The sequence below is a fragment of the Colwellia sp. MB3u-8 genome (assembly GCF_014076985.1).
In the GTDB taxonomy this organism is placed as follows: domain Bacteria; phylum Pseudomonadota; class Gammaproteobacteria; order Enterobacterales; family Alteromonadaceae; genus Cognaticolwellia.
On sequence record NZ_JACGVA010000066.1, the window covers coordinates 125413 to 143335 of the forward strand.

Genomic DNA, 17923 nt, shown 5'->3' on the forward strand with positions numbered 1-17923 from the left:
CTCAAGTTTAAATAAATATAACTAAGCGGTTTTTAACCATTAAAAATAGGATCGAAAATGTCCGATATCAATCCAGTATCGCAAACTCATATTATTACAGCAGATTGTCCTAGTCGACCGGGTACGGTTGATGTGGTTACCCGTTTTTTATGTGAAAAAGGTTTTTATATTAATGAAATTCATTCGTTTGATGATACGGCAGTCAATCGTTTTTTCATCCGCATAGAATTTAGAGCCGATACGGCAACAGACTTTAGCGCAGAAGAGTTTAGGCAAGAATTTGAGCGACGCGCCAGTGAATTTGAAATGCAATGGCAATTGGCCTCGAGTCCTTATAAATCTAAAGTAGTGATCATGGTGTCAAAACACGATCATTGTCTTAATGATTTATTATACCGTTATCGTACGGGGGATCTAGCTATTGAAATTCCAGCAATTATCTCTAACCATCCAGATTTAGAAGAGCTAGCGAAATGGCATGGTATCCCTTATTTCCATCTACCTATCAGTAAGGAAACCAAAACCGAACAAGAAGCGAAAGTTTGGCAGATCATTCAAGAATGTGAAGCCGACTTGGTGATATTAGCGCGTTATATGCAGGTATTATCGAATGACATGTGTAAAAAGCTGTCAGGTAAAGCCATTAATATTCATCATTCATTGTTACCCGGTTTTAAGGGCGCCAGACCTTATTATCAAGCTTATGATCGTGGCATTAAGCTAGTTGGCGCTACCGCGCACTATGTCAGTGATGAACTCGATGAAGGGCCTATTATCAGCCAAGGTGTTGAGACAGTCGATCATGGTTACTACCCAAAAGACTTAGCGGCTAAAGGGCGTGATATAGAATGTTTAACGTTATCGCGTGCGGTTCGTTGTCATATCGAGCATCGAATTTTTTTGCACGGTAAAAAAACCGTGGTGTTTTCTAAATAACCGGACAAGAAAAAGCCGTTAATATAATAACTTCTTCCCCATAACTAACGACATAGTTTTAATTAATTTCATTAAACCTTGTCGTTAGTTTTCTGCTTCAACACTCCTGATATTAAAGTTGATTTCGTCTGTTTTAGGCATGCCGATGTCTTTTTCAGATATGCTGATATTAGCGGTAAAACGTTACTCTGACTTATGTTTTTTAACCTTAGCCAATCACTACTTTACTAACGATAAGTAAATTGGCTTTTATCCTTAAATAATGACAAAAACAAATGATTAAAAATATGTTGTTAGTGTCATTTAACCAACAAGAGAGTTTGATATGTGTTCAAGTCATGGAAACCGCGGCGTTGTTTATACCGGCCCTGGAAGTGTTGAAATTCAAAATATTGCCTACCCTAAGCTTGCCATTGGCAACCGCAAATGTGAGCACGGGGTTATTTTAAAAGTGGTTACCACCAATATCTGTGGCAGTGACCAACATATGGTACGCGGTCGTACTACAGCTGAACCTGGCCTTGTTTTAGGTCATGAAATTACGGGTATGATTATAGAAAAAGGTAGTGATGTTGAGTTTTTAGACATTGGTGACATTGTCTCCGTGCCCTTTAATATTGCTTGTGGTCGTTGTAGAAACTGCCGAGAAGGTAACACGGGTATTTGTTTAAACGTTAACCCTGGTCGTGCTGGTGCCGCCTTTGGTTACGTTGATATGGGGGGCTGGGTTGGCGGTCAATCTGAATACGTCATGGTACCTTATGCCGATTTCAATCTGTTAAAATTTCCTGATAAAGATCAGGCATTAGAAAAAATTCGTGATTTGACCATGCTCTCTGATATTTTTCCAACAGGGTATCATGGTGCTGTAAGCGCTGGTGTTGTCCCTGGTGCCACTGTTTATATTGCTGGTGCGGGTCCTGTAGGCCTTGCCGCTGCCGCGTCGTCGCAATTGCTCGGTGCCGCTTGTGTAATTGTAGGCGACATGAACCCAGATCGTCTAGCTCAAGCGCGAAGCTTTGGTTGTGAAACCATTGATTTACGTCAAGATGCAACGGTGCCAGACATGATCGAACAAATATTAGGTGTTCCTGAAGTTGATGCAGCAGTAGATTGTGTTGGTTTTGAAGCCCATAGCCATGGCTGTAGCCATCATCAAGAACAGCCTGCAATTGTACTTAATACTATGATGGAGGTAACGCGTGCGGGTGGTGGAATCGGTATTCCAGGGCTTTATGTCACTGGCGATCCTGGTGCATCTACCGAAGCGGCTAAAACAGGCCAACTTAGTATGAACTTTGGCCTTGGTTGGGCTAAATCGCACTATTTTGTCACAGGGCAATGTCCAGTAATGAAATATCATCGCAATTTAATGCAAGCCATTTTATGGGATAAAGTGCAAATTGCCAAAGCTGTTAATGTACAAGTAATTTCACTCGATGGTGCACCTGAAGGTTACAGTGCCTTTGATCAAGGTGCCGCGCAAAAGTTTGTGATCGACCCTCATTCAATGGTGGTTTAATATAGAAAAGTCTAGCTTCATTACAGCAAACGGCGTATTAAATGCGCCGTTTGAGTAATTATTCAGCCTCTATGAATAAGGACGCTTTAATTTAGATGACTATGCACTTGACTCAGGACTATTTTACAGGGCATAGCATTATTTGGTAGCGTTACACGGGCGGTTGCGGTATAAAGTTTACAGTCAATTTTTATTTACTTGATAAATTTATATAGCGGTTTCGGACACAAAGCGAGATAGGATTTAATCTTAATTTGGACTGCTCCATTAAAGTTTTTAGATATCAGCCAAACCAGAAAACCTAACCGCAGCTCGTCACCTAACAGCTGATGTCTAAAAGGATCACAATGAGGAAACCGCCAAAATTAATCCGTAAATTGACAAATAAAAAGATAATAAAAGCAAGGTCGAGCAATTATTTGAAAGCCCTATCTACAAAATAGTGTTATTGCTACTTAGGCATTTATCTCTCAACTTCAACGCAATTTCGTCCTGAGTCTTTCGCTCGATACCATGCATTATCTGCCCGCTGAGTTAACAACGACACGGTCGTGTCAATGTCACTGAGTTGGGCAACATCTAAGCTGATAGTAACCATCGATTATCTTCAAAGTTTTATATTTATTGCTGCAATACAGTCACATAAACGTTGTGCAATATCTCTACTGCACTGTCTAGTGTAGAATCAGGTAAAACCACCATGAACTCTTCAGCGCCAGTGCGACCGACACCATCGTTTTTTCGCAGGGTAAGTTGTGCTCGGTTGATATTTTTTGTAGCAGACGATCACCAATCTCATGGCCCCAAGTATCATTAATACGTTTGAAGTAATCAAGGTCAAATAATAATAAACTCATAGGAGTGTGTGAGGAAAGTTCTTTTGTTATTATTATCATTGAACTGCATCATTGAACTGCCGTAACTAAAATTGATGAAAGTATTAAGGGCATAGATTATGCGTAAGACAGGTGATCAATTTTTCTATTTTTGATAAAATTCATCAGTTAAACTAATCATATAAAACCACTGTGTAAAGATTGATAACTGTAATAGTAACTTTTCAAATGAAAAATTTATAAAGTTACTTTTGTTAATAAACTCTTTATTTTTCAACGGTTAATATCTATAGGTTATTTTGTTTTTATATATAAATAAAATAATCTAATAAAAACCTTGATACTGTACGACTATACAGTATACTTTGTTTCATCAAAACAAATTAAGCACCTAAACCTCTCGTGGAGTAATAAATGGACGATAACAAAGAAAAAGCATTATCAGCTGCCTTAAGCCAAATCGAACGTCAATTTGGTAAAGGTTCTATCATGAAGTTAGGTGACAATAACACCATGGACGTTGAAACAATCTCTACCGGTTCATTAGGATTAGATATTGCTTTAGGTGCTGGCGGCTTACCTCTAGGTCGTGTTGTTGAAATTTATGGTCCAGAGTCAAGTGGTAAAACAACCCTGACACTTGAAGTTATTGCTGAAGCACAACGTAATGGTAAAATTTGTGCATTTGTTGATGCTGAGCATGCACTTGACCCTGTCTATGCGGCAAAATTGGGCGTAGATATTAACGAATTGTTGGTTTCTCAACCGGATACGGGTGAGCAAGCGCTTGAAATTTGTGACATGTTAACTCGCTCAGGTGCTATTGACGTTATTGTTGTCGACTCGGTGGCTGCGTTAACACCAAAAGCTGAAATTGAAGGCGATATGGGTGATTCACACATGGGCTTACAAGCTCGTATGTTATCACAAGCCATGCGTAAATTAACCGGTAATTTGAAAAAATCAAATACCATGATTATCTTTATCAACCAAATTCGAATGAAAATTGGTGTAATGTTTGGCTCTCCAGAAACCACAACAGGTGGTAACGCCTTAAAATTTTATGCTTCTATACGTTTAGATATACGCCGTATTGGCGCGGTTAAAAATGGTGACGAAATTATTGGTAATGAAACACGTGTTAAAGTGGTTAAAAATAAAATAGCACCACCTTTTAAGCAAGCTGAGTTTCAAATTCTATATGGTGAAGGTATTAATAGTTTAGGTGAGTTAGTTGACCTTGGCGTTAAAAATGAAATGGTTGAAAAAGCCGGCGCTTGGTATAGTTATAAAGGCGACAAAATTGGTCAAGGTAAAGCAAACGCAGCTAAGTACTTGAAAGATAATCCTAAAATAGCAAAAGAAATTGATACACGTTTACGTGAAGCACTATTATCGAAAAATAAACTGCCTGAAGCGGCTGAAACAGATAAACCAGTTAAAGCAGCCAAAACAACTAAAGCCACTGAAGAAGTCGTTAAATAATTATTAGCGAGTTTTACTTTTAATGAAAAAGCCACTGTAAAGTGGCTTTTTTAATATCAAAAACTTTATATAATCAGAACATTGCCAATCTTCGCCATCTTGTTAGTTGCTTCAGCATTGCTCTAACGACATGTTTCATCTCAGTATATGACTGCATAGCATATTCACCCTCCATGTCAGTCGATGTTAAAAGCTAGGATTTTGACCGATACACAGAGTAAATAGATACAAATTCGATGTTTTTTAACTTTACCCAACTTGTTATAATAAATTAAAGACCCGTGACCAGCTCCCAATAACTTTAAGGTTTACCATTGCTTAATAATCACTCTCATTACTCCCTGATTGAACATTACTTAAATCATAGCGAAAAACTTGACTGGGTAATTGCCACTATAGTAAATAAAGCGGGCTCAAGTTATCGCTCGCCGGGTGCTATCATGCTGGTTAATAGCTTGGGACAATCGCTTGGTTTAGTCAGTGGCGGCTGTTTAGAAGCCAATATTGTTTTACATGCGAAAAAAGTATTTGATAGCAAGCAAGCCCATTACGTTGTATACGATATGCTAGAAGAAGATGGCTATGCAGCAGAGCTAGGCGTAGGCTGCAAAGGTAAAATAGGCGTATTATTGCAATATGTCACAGCTGCACATCAAGTCTTATTTACCAAGCTTTTTAAGCGCATGCAAGAGGGGCAAGCAAGCTATTTACAACAAATATTTTTAACTGATGAATCAACACCGCAGGCGTTAAATAACATCAGTTTGTTTGATAATGTTGGCCAGTTATTAGTAACAACAGCTCAGGGGCAAGAAAACGTTAAGCAAGATGCTCTAAGGCAAATGATAAAACAGGCAACAGCGCACAGCAATATCACCATTGGCCAAGATCAAGTGTCGATAACCAAAATATCTGCACCGACTAATTTATGGATTTTTGGTGGAGGCTCAGATGCTATTCCTTTAGTGTCAATGGCGGCGCAGATGGGCTGGCGGGTAACGCTTGTTGATCATCGCTCTAGCTATGCCCGCAGCAGCAGTTTTAAGCAGGCCTCAGAAATTTTTAGAATTCATCCCAACGACTTTTCTCAAATAGCACAATTTCGCCAACTTGATGCCGCCGTGTTGATGACGCACAATTTGAATTTGGACGCTGCTTGGTTAAGTTTGCTGCATGAAAATAATATTGCAAAATATATTGGTTTATTAGGCCCAACTGAACGAAGAGGTAATGTTGAAACACTCGCTAATATTGAAGACAGAGCTTGGTTAATGCGTCATGTTAATGGCCCTGTTGGCCTTGATATTGGTGGTGAATTGCCCGAGTCGATTGCCTTGTCTATTTTAGCGCAATGTCACAGTATCTTGCATCATCGCAGCGGTTTAGCCTTGTCAGGTAAATTTATTAATACCTAAGCTCATTTCATATCGGCTTTATATCAAGGCGTAATGGTTAATTTATTCAGGCTAGGTTACTGCTTGGCAATATCCCTGTCGCATGGCATAAGGCAAATATGTATTTATCTCAACCATCGGATGAAAAATTAACTGAACTGATGTCGTGGTTTTCGACCGAAGCAGCACTAAGTATTTGGTCAGGACCTAATTTTAGCTTCCCATTCGACTTTAACTCTTTTAAGAGTGATTTGAATTTCGAGTCTTTGCCGACATTTGCCTTACTTTCTGCGCAAGCAGAGTTGTTAGGGTTTGGGCAGTATTATTTGAGACTAGGTAAGTGCCACCTTTGCAGGCTGGTGATTAACCCTAACTTTCGTGGCCAAGGCATTGCTGCGCATTTAATTCAGCAATTAAGTGTTAGAGGAAAAGCTGATTTAAACACCAATGCATCTTCATTATTTGTTATGCAAAATAATATCAGTGCAATTAAAACTTATGAAAAAAGTGGATTTACTGTTGCGTGCTACCCTGAAAAGATAACCTTGAAAGATTGCTTATATATGATTAGCGATTAGCTGTATTTGACATATAATACCAATTTCATTAATTAGGTGGTCTACTTTATACACAGGGGAAATGGCCAACTACTGCGTTATTTTAACCAGTAGAAATGATCAGATAATTAGTGAGATTGGTATAAATAGCGCTAGGTGAACTTAGTTAATTTAATTGTTGAGTAGCTCAATATTTCGGTGTTTTGTGCATTCACTTAACCAAGGCTAGTTATTGGGCATCTTTCTACTCTGTTATATGCTATCCGATTCAATTCAATCAAGCTAATGAATATTTTTGTAATGCCTGTACACGCTAGCCTTGCTAAAAACATTCAAATAGCGATAATAGCGGCGCCTTTATTTCATTACCTTTTAGCGATATTACTGACTATGCGTCTCGACAAATTTATTTGTAAAAGCACTGAACTTACCCGCACTGAAGCTAAAAAATTGCTTAAAATGAGCACAGTAACGGTCAATGATGTGGTCATTAAAGACCCCGCCAGACAGGTGCATGAAGATGATTACATTTGCATTGAAGACGAAGCACTCACTGCGCGTCGTTTTCGTTATATCATTTTGCATAAACCCCTTGCCACCATTTGCTCTAATGTTGATGAAATTTATCCCTCGTTATTACATTTAATTGCTGTTGATAAGGCCTTTGATATGCACATTGCCGGTCGCCTAGACGCTGACACTACAGGGCTAGTGCTAATTACTGACGATGGTCACTGGTCGCATAATATTATTTCACCTAAGAAACAGTGCGAAAAAGTTTATCGTGTGTGGCTACGTGACCCGTTGAAGACTACTACGGCAGAGAAGTTCACTCACGGCGTGCAGTTGCAAGGTGAAGAGGGTTTAACCCGTCCTGCGAAGTTAGAGCAAGTTGCCGAGAAAGAAGTCTTATTGACCATAACCGAAGGTAAATATCATCAAGTTAAACGCATGTTTGCAGCGGTTGGTAATCAGGTGCTGGGTTTGCATCGCGAGCAAATAGGCCCAGTACAATTGGCTAATTTACCCTTAGGTGAGTGGCGTTATTTAACCACAGAGGAAGTCAGTGCTTTTCTATAAACGCTTAGTTTTAGTTAGTGCAGATAATCGCTATTCGTCATTTGCATAAATGTTTTCTTACCCTATCGATTAAGAAAAAAGATAATAGTAGCTTCTTTTTTAATCGTAATCCTAATCGTAATAATTAGCGACTAGCTAATCAAACGTCTTACTCTTACAGCCCTTTACTCATCTACTTTCACAAAATTCTTATAGCAAGTGTTATAAACAACTTTTCAGTAGCAGTGACTTCTTTAGCTTTGCTGCACTCGACTCCTCTTAAAACTTAAAATTCAGCAAGGGTCTATTGCTGCTTAACAAAGATTAAACTTTTGCCGCTAACTGCCGATTAATTAACCAAGGGTTGTAGTTACTATTAATAGGGAGTGAGAATAGTTATGGATGTTTTTGTAAGTTTATTGCCGGCCAGTTTTACAGCCAAAACAGAGCGTTTGGAAAAAGACAGCCGTGAGAAACAACAGCAGCAGAGCAAAAAAACGCCTAATGCATTGATTAAGCAGCTGAAAATTAAAATAACTTCTCCAGAGCTATCTGAATATGAACGCCGCTCTGGCCGCGATCGGCGTCAAAAACGAATTAAACGAGGGCGTTGGTTGGAATCACGTGACCGAAATGATCGCAGAGCTACAGCATTGAACGTTATCGTTTAAGTTTTACTTTAACCTAAGCCTGAATCTTAAACCAAGTATTAAGTATCTAGCGGTGATTTTTTTATTCGCTTAAAGGTCAGGCTGTAGTGCTTCTACTTAGCGACATATTGTCTGTTTATGCTGATACTTTTACATATCACTGACAATAACTAAGTACTGTAAGATACAGCCCAACGGATTTCATTCTTGTATAAGGTGGTACGGTAGCGTATTAATCGTCTAGAAAAATTGAGCTGACTTTATTTCTTTGCGTTTAACTGGTTAAATTTCGCTAGCTGTTCATCTGTTGCCGGCAGTTGATGTTTCTCTTTCCACTCATTATAAGGCATACCATAAACCTGCTCGCGTGCTGTATCAATATCGACCTTAACACCCAATTTTTCAGCTTCAGCCACTGTCCATTTAGAAAAACAGTTACGACAAAAGCCGGCAAGGTTCATTAATTCGATATTTTGTACGTCTTTACGATTATCTAAATGTGCGAGTAAACGACGAAATACCGCCGCTTGAATTTCAATTTCTTTATCCATAGTATCCTCGAAAGTGTTGTTGGTAAAAATATAATGAAGTCATTAATCAGTCTCTAAAGACTTTCTATAGGCTCTGGTTCTGGTTTAGGCTCAGGCTCTGGTTTTGTATAAGGTCTAATTTGCACTATCATGCCCATGTAGGGGTGGTCGAAATAATGCACTTCGCCACTAATAACGCGTCGGTTTTGTTGAAAACGAATAGCTTTAGCCTGTATGGGTTTAGACGTATTTGCTGCGCTATTTAGATTTACATTAGCATTAGTTGGTAGCCTTGGGGCTAATCTTGCTGTGGCCAGTTCTGCTAAGCTTTTATCTAAAATATTAAAATCAGCGGTAATAAATAAATAATGCTTTAAATGAATATTGAAAAAACCTTCAATAAACCACTGTTGAATAGGCGCTATGGGTGGCGTACTTACTGTTGCTGTTAAGGGCATTTCATCAGTAAGTTTTAGCGATAAGTCTTGTTGGTCAGGTGCTGCTAATAGTTCGTCGGTGTTTTCGTTTACCTGTGCTATTTGCGCTATAATTTCTTCGAGACGCGCTTTTTTAGCTTGTTGTAGCTGTTCAGTTTGGTTTTGCACCGATAAAGACTCAATCAGATTTTTCTTGCTAGTATCTGTAAGCAAGTGGTTTTTTTGGTCGTTGAAATGAGTTAATTGTTTTTGGTAAGGGATAAAAAAATTATCACCGGCATACACTTTCACTGGCACAGATTTTTTTTCAGGCCGAGCAACTTGTCGCCAGCCCATATGCAACATAGGGCGAAAGTTCTTGCTATACCTTAAGTCTTGAATAATATCATTAAGCTGTAATGAGTTTTTGCTAAGCAAATGTGTTTTATTGTTGTCGATATGTTCTGGGCCATCAATCAATAATGGCACTTTATCAACAGAAAAACCGTGATAGTCAAAGTCAGGATTTTCGACTTGATAGTTAGCAAAGTATGCTGGGTCAATTCGGCATAATAATATTGGCTCAGTCTTGGCTGGATATTGAAATTTAAGCCCTTGAAATTCTTTTTCGGCTGCTAGTACTAAACGTTGAGTTTTTGCCCGCTCGTTATCAGACAAGGTGGTTGATAAGGCTATGGCATTGATGTCAGTGTTGCCGGTGTTGCTATTATTGATAGTCGCATTATTAATGGTCGCGTCACTAATAGCGGGATTATTCACTGGTTCGGCACGAGTAATTTCACGGTTTAGCTCAGTATTATTTAGCCCAGCATTTTTTAGTCCGGTATTGTCGGTAAAAATATGTCGATTAGCCGTGTCATTATCTGCTGAAGGCTGTGTCACATTGTTGCTAGAATCAAGCAGATTGGTGCTATCTTGCCCTATACCTATAGCTTGGTTCGAGACCGAAAGCTCTGGCACTAATTGTGATATTTGCGCTAATGATTTTTCATTAAAAAGCGCAGGGAGTTTGGCATTTTTTTTCGCTAAATCCCCGACATAGTGTGGTGAATCACATTGGGGTAATAGTTGCTTTAACGTGCGAATATCAGGGTTTAAATAGCGGCTGAGTAAATCTTCCACACGTCGATGTTTTGGTAATTCACTGCTGTCTGGAAAGTTTTCTTTTAACTGGCTTTTATCAGCTAATTGACTAAAAAGAATAATTTCGACATCAAACCATCGGTCATTATTTTCTTGTGTCGTCGCATTTAAGCTTAGTGGAAATGTTAAGACGGCAGAACATAAAAATAGTTGAGTTAATTTCATTCAGTATCCAGTTAATGTTTATTTTACCCAGAGATAATAGCAAAGGTTGATCAATACTTATATTGTCAATCAGTTATCAATCCGTTATCTGTTAAATATAAAAGATAACTAGACTAGCTTTACGTATTGATCATTGTGGTGTTTAAGCACGCAGGTGATTTGCCAATTCGTTCAGCATGGTAGCGATTAAAATAAAGCGAGATTTTGCATCTTCGGTCACTTGCTTAAATTTCAATTTATTAGCACCTTCCATTTTATATATTTTCGGTTGTTGCTGAATTAAGCCGATGATAAACATAGGGTCTACTTTAGTTTCGCTGCTAAATTCAAATGTACCGCCAGCAGGGCCTGCATCAATGCGGGTAATACCCATTTTTTGTGCTTTAAGTTTCAGCTTGGCGATATGCACTAAATTTTTTGCTGCTTGTGGTAATAAGCCAAAACGGTCTATCAGCTCAACTTGCACGTCGTCGAGTGCTTGTTTATTTTTACAACTGGCAATACGTTTATATAAACTTAAGCGTAAACTTACATCGAAAATATAGTCATCGGGTAATAGTGCCGCTACGCGTAAATCTACTTCAGTTTGAGTTTTTGTCACTTGGTCAAGCGACAATTCTTTACCTTCTTTTAGTGCGGTAACTGCGGCATCAAGCATTTCCATGTATAAGGTATAACCCACTTGGCTCATTGAACCACTTTGATCTTCGCCTAATAGCTCACCGGCGCCACGAATTTCTAAATCGTGAGTCGCCAAAGTAAAGCCGGCACCTAAGTCTTCTAACGAGGCGATGGCTTCAAGGCGTTTTTTTGCATCTTTGGTCATACGTTTTTCATGCGGGGTTAATAAATAGGCATAAGCTTGATGATGTGAGCGCCCAACACGGCCACGTAATTGGTGTAGTTGTGCTAAACCTAAGTGGTCAGCTCGATCCATAATAATGGTATTAGCTGTGGGCACATCGATGCCAGTTTCAATAATGGTGGTACAAACTAGCACATTATAACGTTGGTGATAAAAGTCGTTCATCACACGTTCAAGTTCGCGCTCACGCATTTGTCCATGAGCGGTAATAATTTTTGCTTCGGGTAATAATACTTGAATATCTGCAGCGGTTTTATCTATGGTGTCGACATTGTTATGTAAGAAGTAGACTTGACCACCACGCAATACTTCCCGCAGGATTGACTCGCGAATTAAGGCGTCATCGCGCTCTCTTACAAAGGTTTTTACCGCTAATCGTTTTGCTGGCGGTGTGGCTATTATTGATAAGTCGCGCATGCCACCCATGGCCATATTTAAGGTGCGTGGGATTGGGGTTGCGGTCAGTGTTAAAATATCTACGTTTGCCCGCAGCTGTTTTATTTTTTCTTTTTGTTTAACACCAAACCTATGCTCTTCATCAACCACTAAAAGCCCTAGATCTTTATATTTTATGCTATTTTGTAAAAGCTTATGGGTACCAATTAAAATATCTATTTGGCCAGATTCAACCTCTTTGACAATAGCGTTTTGTTCTTTAGCGGTTTTAAAGCGTGATAAAACTTCAATGTTAATAGGCCAATTGGCAAAACGGTCACGAAAACTTTCATGGTGTTGTTGAGCAAGCAGGGTAGTTGGCACTAATATCGCCACTTGTTTGCCGTCATTCACCGCAATAAATGCCGCGCGCATGGCCACTTCGGTTTTGCCAAAACCGACATCACCACAGACTAATCTGTCCATCGCTTTTGGCGATAACATGTCGCTAATGACCGCATTGATGGCTTGTGCTTGATCAAAGGTTTCTTCAAAACTAAAACTGTCTGCAAAAGCGCGATAATCATCTTTATTTCGTTTAAAACTATAACCATGATTACTGGCGCGTTTGGCATAAATATCTAACAGTTCAACGGCTACGTCACGTACTTTTTCTGCCGCTTTTTGCTTGGCTTTACTCCAGGAATCGTTACCCAATTTATGTAACGGTGCATGGTCAGCATCAGCGCCTGAGTAGCGACTAATTAAGTGCAGTGAGGCAACGGGCACATATAATTTGGCTTCTTTTGCGTAACTGAGCATTAAAAATTCTGTGGTAATACCACTATTTTCAATGGTTTGTAAGCCCATATAGCGACCAATGCCGTGATCAATATGTACCACAGGTTGGCCAATACTTAGTTCGGCTAAATTTTTAAATATCGCGTCGTTTTGAATTTCTTGTTGTTTATTACGACGGCGAGTTTGACGGACACGATCGCCAAGTAATTCAGCTTCTGTTATTAAGGCAATGGCATTTTTTTTCGCACTGCCTTTGGCTTGAAAAATAAAGCCGGCACTTAAAGCGTTAACCGTAATACCAATGAGCGCGTCACTGTTAACAAAGTCTTCAATACTGTTAAAGATACTTGGCTTTGTTTGATTACGCTCTAGTAGCTCTAATACACTTTCACGTCGACCTTGGCTTTCTGCAACAAATAAGAGTTTGCTTGGTGTTTCTTTGCTGTTAACAAAGTTATTGAGTAATTCAAATGGCTGCTTTAATTTATGATCTATGGTCAGATCTGGCAAGGTGTGTACGTCAAACTGCACTTGTGATGCTTTTAATTCGTCCTCGATGACTTCGGGTTTTAAATTGATGCGATCAAAAGGTTTTAAGGCACTATAGAGCTCTTCACTATTGAGAAATAAATGCTTTGGTGGCAATAGTGGCCGAGTGGGATCATAGCGTCTGTCTTCATAGCGATAGTCAATATCGGTCCAGTAATGAGCTAAGGCTTTATCAATATCGCCACTGATAATCACTAAGGTATTATCAGCAAGGTAATCACATAAGGTATTGGTTTGCTGAAAAAACAAAGGCAAATAATATTCTATGCCCGCGGGCATAATGCCATTACTTACTTGGTGGTAAATCGATGCTTTGTCAATGGTGCTGGTAAATTGTTCGCGGTATTGGCTGCGAAATAAGTTGGTGCCGTCAGTGTCGGTTGGAAACTCATGCGCAGGCAATAAATTTATGCCATCTATTTTGTCGCTAGAGCGTTGGTTTTCTGGATCAAATAAGCGAATTTCGTCAATTTCATCATCAAAAAAGTCTAAACGGAACGGTGTTTTACTACCCATAGGGAAGATATCAAGAATGGCACCACGAGCAGAAAACTCACCGTGCTCCATTACTTGATCAACACAGCGATATCCGCTGGCTTCTAAGCTTTGTCTTAATTGATGTAAATCTTTTTTATCGCCTTTTTGGATGATTAAACTATTGGCTTCAATGTATTGTTTTGGTGCTAAACGTTGCATTAAAGTGGAAATGGGCACAATAACAATGCCTTTATCCATACGCGATAATTGATATAAGGTGGCTAAACGCTGGGAAATAATATCTTGGTGTGGCGAAAAGGTATCGTACGGCAAGGTTTCCCAATCAGGAAATAAACAAATAGGTAATTGAGCTTGTTGATTTAAGCTGGTTAGTTCTTGCTCTAGGCGCAATGCCGATGGCGTATCATGAGTAAGTAGTAATATGGGCTGTTGCGTTGATAACGCGCCGTGAAAAATAGCGACAGTGGCACTACTACCAGGTAGGTTTTGCCAAACTTTTTTATCGGCACTTTTACCCCGGCTTTTAGCTAATACCGGATTGAAGAGATTAACATTTTTGCTCATGACTGCTCGTAATTTAATTGCGTTGAAAAGAATACCTAGTGAAGCATTTTACTGAACCGTGACCTTGGTATTTTTAAGCTTTAGTATTTGCACCAGTAAATGTAGTTTACATTAAAATTACCCGTATCTTAACATGAGTTTTACCTGATCTTTAACCGCTAAATTTAACACCTTAATGCTTTTACATTATTCAATTAATAAATAGCGCATGCAGGTAAAGATCTGCTTATTTAAAGCGTGTATAATATCGCGTAATTGAATCACTAGAGTTTTGCTAGTCGCTCATAGGCTGATGCCAGCCTATTTAGCCTGAAAGTAAAACTAACCAGCGACACGCGTTGGATTTTTGGAGAAGTTTGTGACTAACAACGATGTTTTACGTCGCCTGAGATATACCTTTAATTTTAACGATCAAAAGGTGATTGCTATTTTTGCTGCCGGTGATTTAACCGTGACCCGAGATCAAATAAGTAACTGGCTAAAGCAAGAAGAAGACCCTGCTTATGTCAATTGCCCTGATACTACGTTTGCTGCATTTTTGAATGGCTTTATTAATGAGCGCCGTGGTAAAAAAGAAGGTGAACCAGCCAAGGTTGAAAAGCGTTTAAACAATAATATTATTCTCACTAAATTGAAAATTGCTTTTAATTTAAAAGCAGAAGATATTATCGAGATGTTGGAATCAGCAAACTTTCGTTTAAATAAGCCAGAGCTAAGTGCGTTTTCTCGCAAGCCAGATCATAAAAATTATCGTGAATGTAAAGATCAGGTATTACGCAACTTTTTACAAGGCGTTGACAAGAAATTTCATGTCCAACGTCGCGCGAAAGAACAGGTAAAAAAGCCGGTAGTTGAAGAGGTTAAAGATAAGTTAGAAGAGGTGTTAGCGGATAAAAATTATAATTCGGCTAATGCTAAGGCCAGTAAAATTTATGTTAACCCGAATAAAACAAAAGTTGAACGCAAACCCGGTGAACGTAAAGTGCTAAAACTTAAAGCGAAAGATATTTGGGGTGAATAGTCGCACTTAACAAGCTGATAGCTGTGTTATAAATAACCTAAGGCTTTTAGTCGTGTTAAATGATCATTAAGTTATATTATGGCGAACGGTAAGCCAAACCCAGAAATTATTGGATACCTAATTGTAATACCTAGTTGGTTTTACACTGCTGATGTCGCCTTCGGGCTCTGCGGCTAAAGGTAATAATAACAACGGGTTTAGTTAGTCGCTGTTATGTTTGATTTTCAAACCCTATAATATGTTATATTTTAAGCCTGCACTTGCAGGCTTTTTAATGCTTAGTATGAGAAAAACCAATATAAGTGCTACCACTAGTGGTACAATTCACAACCTGTTTTTTAGCAACAAAATCTTACGGTTAAACTAAAAATGCTGATAAATTTACAAGCTAAATTATTAGGTATTGCCTTATGTGTATTGATTGGAATAATTGCCGCAATAGTTGCCACGCGTTATCAAGCACCCATTATACTCTGTGCGTTATTAATGGGTTTGAGTCTGCATTCATGTTACAGCAAGGTCAATATTCAAGCGGGTGTTAACTTTTGCTCACGAGAGTTATTACGTTTGTGTGTGGGTTTATTGGGTGTGCGTATTGCTTTTGCTGATATTGTCTCGCTCGGTATTACTCCGCCCTTAATTGTGATGGTGAGCATGGCGTTGACCATGGTTTTTGGGGTGTTGTTTGCGCGAGCTTTAGGCTTGTCGAAAGTTTTTGGGGTATTGTCTGGTGGTGCGGTGGCGGTTTGTGGTGTCTCAGCGGCAGCCGCGATTTCAACCGTGCTGCCAAACGATAAATCTCAAGAAAAGTACTTTGCTTTTACCGTGATAGGTATTACTACCTTTAGTACTTTATCAATGATATTTTATCCTGTTGTTGCCCGTTATTTAGGTTTCTCAGATGAATTAGCCGGGGTTTTTATTGGTGGCGCCATTCATGATGTGGCTCAAGTGGTTGGTGCTGGTTATACCATATCGCCTGAAGCAGGCGACGTAGCCACTTATATTAAGCTGCTCAGAGTAGCGTTGTTAATGCCAATAGTCATGATGGTTTTTTTTGCTTTTAAAGAAAAAAACAGCAAAATGTCGGGGGGTGTTAGTGCCTTTATTCCAGGCTTTTTGATTATGTTTTTTGTGCTGGCATTTTTAAAAAATGTCGGTGTCTTGCCCGTTTGGCTCATTGATTTTATTCGCAGTCTATCGAGTAATTTACTAGTGGTTGCTATTGCGGCAATCGGTGTTAAAACTTCATTAAAACAAGTGTTTTCTCTTGGTTGGCGACCTGTGATGTTAATGGGCTGTGAAACGATATTTTTAGCGAGTTTGATTATTGCGGGTATCATTTTCTTTTATTAGCCGTATTGCTCTAGTAAGGCGATTTCACAGAACTTAACCTGACACAGCTTTACTTTATTTAGTTTGATTTAGTTTGATTTGATTTAATTTGATTTAATTTGATTTAATTAAGCCCAACAAACAAGTTGGGCTTAATCAAAACATAATCAAAAAAATAGTGACCATGTATCCGTAATGTTAATAGTCACTATCGACCGCATTAGCGTCACTAATACGTTCTATTCTGGCTTCTTCTTCTTCAAAGGCAGCTTTAATTTCTTCTAATACCGTATCAACGTCTGCACTGGCTGTGTCTTCTTTAAATAAGCCAGTCAGTGCTAATTCTGGTGTTAGCTCACCACTTTCAAACAGTGCCCACATTTCCTGGCCATATTTGCTTTGTTTTAACGCCGGGCTAAATTGACCATAATAGTTAGTCATATTGGTAACATCACGCATTAACATAGCTTTGGCATTGTTATTGGCTGATGCATCTACCGCTTGTGGTAGATCAATAATGACCGGGCCATAATCATCAACTAAAACATTAAATTCTGATAAATCGCCATGAATAATACCGGCACAGAGCATTAACTGGACATAATGCATAACCAGCGTGTGATCTTCTTGTGCTTGTTCTGCTGACATTACCACGTCATTTAAGCGCGGTGCCACATCACCAGTATCATTGGTGACAAGTTCCATTAATAAAACACCGTCGAAACAGCCAAAAGGTTGCGGTACACGAACGCCAGCTTCTGCTAATTGGTAAAGCGCATCAACTTCAGCATTTTGCCAAGCAGACTCTTGTTGGTCGCGACCATACTTTGAACCTTTTTCCATCGCTCGGGCACGACGGCTATTTCGACTTTTTCTCCCCTCTTGATATTGCGCTGCTTTTTTAAAGCTACGCTTAATGGCTTCTTTGTAAACTTTAGCGCAGCGAACTTCGTCGCCGCAACGAACCATATAAACGGTGGCTTCTTTTCCACTCATTAATTGGCTTATTACTTCATCTATTAAGCCATCATTAACAAGTGGCTGTATGCGTTTAGGTACTTTCATAGCGCCGTTATACCTTAGTTGGGCGTTGGATGCCAGAGCAAAAGTATAACTTTTTATTTATCAAAAAATTAAAACATTGTCTGGTTTAGGTAAATCTTGGGTAATATAATAAAATCTCTTCAACATAAACGCAAAG

The 17923-nt window shown here is 39.0% G+C and carries 14 protein-coding genes and 1 pseudogene; 9 read left to right on the top strand and 6 right to left on the bottom strand.

Going from position 1 to position 17923, the window contains the following annotated elements:
* The first annotated feature begins 57 nt into the window (after positions 1–57).
* Both purU and fdhA read left to right on the top strand, forming a co-directional pair.
* The gene (gene purU, locus H4J54_RS11760) at positions 58–936 is read left to right on the top strand and encodes a formyltetrahydrofolate deformylase (protein ID WP_182191056.1); all 879 of its coding nucleotides are present in this window, start codon (positions 58–60) and stop codon (positions 934–936) included.
* A 325-nt stretch (positions 937–1261) separates the two neighbouring features.
* Positions 1262–2458, top strand: coding sequence for a formaldehyde dehydrogenase, glutathione-independent (gene fdhA / locus H4J54_RS11765; protein ID WP_182191057.1), 1197 nt, complete (start codon positions 1262–1264; stop codon positions 2456–2458).
* Between the two features lie 463 nt (positions 2459–2921).
* Here fdhA and H4J54_RS19480 read toward each other — a convergent pair whose 3' ends face one another.
* Together H4J54_RS19480 and H4J54_RS11770 are read right to left on the bottom strand one after the other, a co-directional pair.
* Entirely contained in the window at positions 2922–3056 is a 135-nt protein-coding gene (locus H4J54_RS19480; protein ID WP_259366989.1) for a hypothetical protein, read from the bottom strand.
* Positions 3057–3132: 76 nt separating this feature from the next.
* Positions 3133–3354, bottom strand: coding sequence for a diguanylate cyclase domain-containing protein (locus H4J54_RS11770; RefSeq protein ID WP_182191058.1), 222 nt, complete (start codon positions 3352–3354; stop codon positions 3133–3135).
* A gap of 354 nt (positions 3355–3708) precedes the next feature.
* Between H4J54_RS11770 and recA the strand changes: the two genes are divergently transcribed.
* The 5 genes from recA to H4J54_RS11795 all read left to right on the top strand — a co-directional run bounded on the left by recA (position 3709) and on the right by H4J54_RS11795 (position 8460).
* Positions 3709–4779, top strand: a complete 1071-nt coding sequence (gene recA, locus H4J54_RS11775; protein WP_182191059.1) for a recombinase RecA — start codon at positions 3709–3711, stop codon at positions 4777–4779.
* Positions 4780–5093: 314 nt separating this feature from the next.
* A complete protein-coding gene (locus H4J54_RS11780) occupies positions 5094–6194 on the top strand; it encodes an XdhC family protein (protein WP_182191060.1) in 1101 nt (366 codons plus the stop codon).
* Positions 6195–6292: 98 nt separating this feature from the next.
* Positions 6293–6751, top strand: a complete 459-nt coding sequence (locus H4J54_RS11785) for a GNAT family N-acetyltransferase (protein WP_182191061.1) — start codon at positions 6293–6295, stop codon at positions 6749–6751.
* Positions 6752–7120: 369 nt separating this feature from the next.
* The gene (locus H4J54_RS11790; RefSeq protein WP_182191111.1) at positions 7121–7810 is read left to right on the top strand and encodes a pseudouridine synthase; all 690 of its coding nucleotides are present in this window, start codon (positions 7121–7123) and stop codon (positions 7808–7810) included.
* A 377-nt stretch (positions 7811–8187) separates the two neighbouring features.
* Positions 8188–8460: a hypothetical protein gene (locus H4J54_RS11795; RefSeq protein WP_182191062.1), complete on the top strand. Its 273-nt coding sequence runs from the start codon at positions 8188–8190 to the stop codon at positions 8458–8460.
* A gap of 239 nt (positions 8461–8699) precedes the next feature.
* Here H4J54_RS11795 and H4J54_RS11800 read toward each other — a convergent pair whose 3' ends face one another.
* The 3 genes from H4J54_RS11800 to mfd form a co-directional block, all read right to left on the bottom strand.
* Complete coding sequence (locus tag H4J54_RS11800; RefSeq protein ID WP_182191063.1) at positions 8700–8990, bottom strand: DUF1244 domain-containing protein; 291 nt, start codon at positions 8988–8990, stop codon at positions 8700–8702.
* 53 nt (positions 8991–9043) lie between these two features.
* Positions 9044–10714, bottom strand: a complete 1671-nt coding sequence (locus H4J54_RS11805; protein ID WP_182191064.1) for a CsiV family protein — start codon at positions 10712–10714, stop codon at positions 9044–9046.
* A 142-nt stretch (positions 10715–10856) separates the two neighbouring features.
* Positions 10857–14366, bottom strand: coding sequence for a transcription-repair coupling factor (gene mfd / locus H4J54_RS11810; protein ID WP_182191065.1), 3510 nt, complete (start codon positions 14364–14366; stop codon positions 10857–10859).
* Between the two features lie 358 nt (positions 14367–14724).
* Between mfd and H4J54_RS11815 the strand changes: the two are divergent.
* Positions 14725–15174, top strand: a pseudogene (locus tag H4J54_RS11815) (DUF1456 family protein); the annotation flags it as partial.
* 582 nt (positions 15175–15756) lie between these two features.
* Positions 15757–16743: a YeiH family protein gene (locus tag H4J54_RS11820; protein ID WP_182191067.1), complete on the top strand. Its 987-nt coding sequence runs from the start codon at positions 15757–15759 to the stop codon at positions 16741–16743.
* A gap of 177 nt (positions 16744–16920) precedes the next feature.
* On the opposite strand, the gene H4J54_RS11825 is transcribed toward H4J54_RS11820, so the two are convergent.
* Entirely contained in the window at positions 16921–17787 is an 867-nt protein-coding gene (locus H4J54_RS11825) for a PA4780 family RIO1-like protein kinase (protein WP_182191068.1), read from the bottom strand.
* Positions 17788–17923: the final 136 nt, after the last annotated feature.

Bases quoted from the DNA above. Each gene is read 5' to 3' on its own strand.
- purU (WP_182191056.1), top strand. From the start codon at position 58: ATGTCCGATATCAATCCAGTATCGCAAACTCATATTATTACAGCAGAT.
- fdhA (WP_182191057.1), top strand. From the start codon at position 1,262: ATGTGTTCAAGTCATGGAAACCGCGGCGTTGTTTATACCGGCCCTGGA.
- H4J54_RS19480 (WP_259366989.1), bottom strand. From the start codon at position 3,056: ATGGTTACTATCAGCTTAGATGTTGCCCAACTCAGTGACATTGACACG.
- H4J54_RS11770 (WP_182191058.1), bottom strand. From the start codon at position 3,354: ATGATAATAATAACAAAAGAACTTTCCTCACACACTCCTATGAGTTTA.
- recA (WP_182191059.1), top strand. From the start codon at position 3,709: ATGGACGATAACAAAGAAAAAGCATTATCAGCTGCCTTAAGCCAAATC.
- H4J54_RS11785 (WP_182191061.1), top strand. From the start codon at position 6,293: ATGTATTTATCTCAACCATCGGATGAAAAATTAACTGAACTGATGTCG.
- H4J54_RS11790 (WP_182191111.1), top strand. From the start codon at position 7,121: ATGCGTCTCGACAAATTTATTTGTAAAAGCACTGAACTTACCCGCACT.
- H4J54_RS11795 (WP_182191062.1), top strand. From the start codon at position 8,188: ATGGATGTTTTTGTAAGTTTATTGCCGGCCAGTTTTACAGCCAAAACA.
- H4J54_RS11800 (WP_182191063.1), bottom strand. From the start codon at position 8,990: ATGGATAAAGAAATTGAAATTCAAGCGGCGGTATTTCGTCGTTTACTC.
- H4J54_RS11805 (WP_182191064.1), bottom strand. From the start codon at position 10,714: ATGAAATTAACTCAACTATTTTTATGTTCTGCCGTCTTAACATTTCCA.
- mfd (WP_182191065.1), bottom strand. From the start codon at position 14,366: ATGAGCAAAAATGTTAATCTCTTCAATCCGGTATTAGCTAAAAGCCGG.
- H4J54_RS11820 (WP_182191067.1), top strand. From the start codon at position 15,757: ATGCTGATAAATTTACAAGCTAAATTATTAGGTATTGCCTTATGTGTA.
- H4J54_RS11825 (WP_182191068.1), bottom strand. From the start codon at position 17,787: ATGAAAGTACCTAAACGCATACAGCCACTTGTTAATGATGGCTTAATA.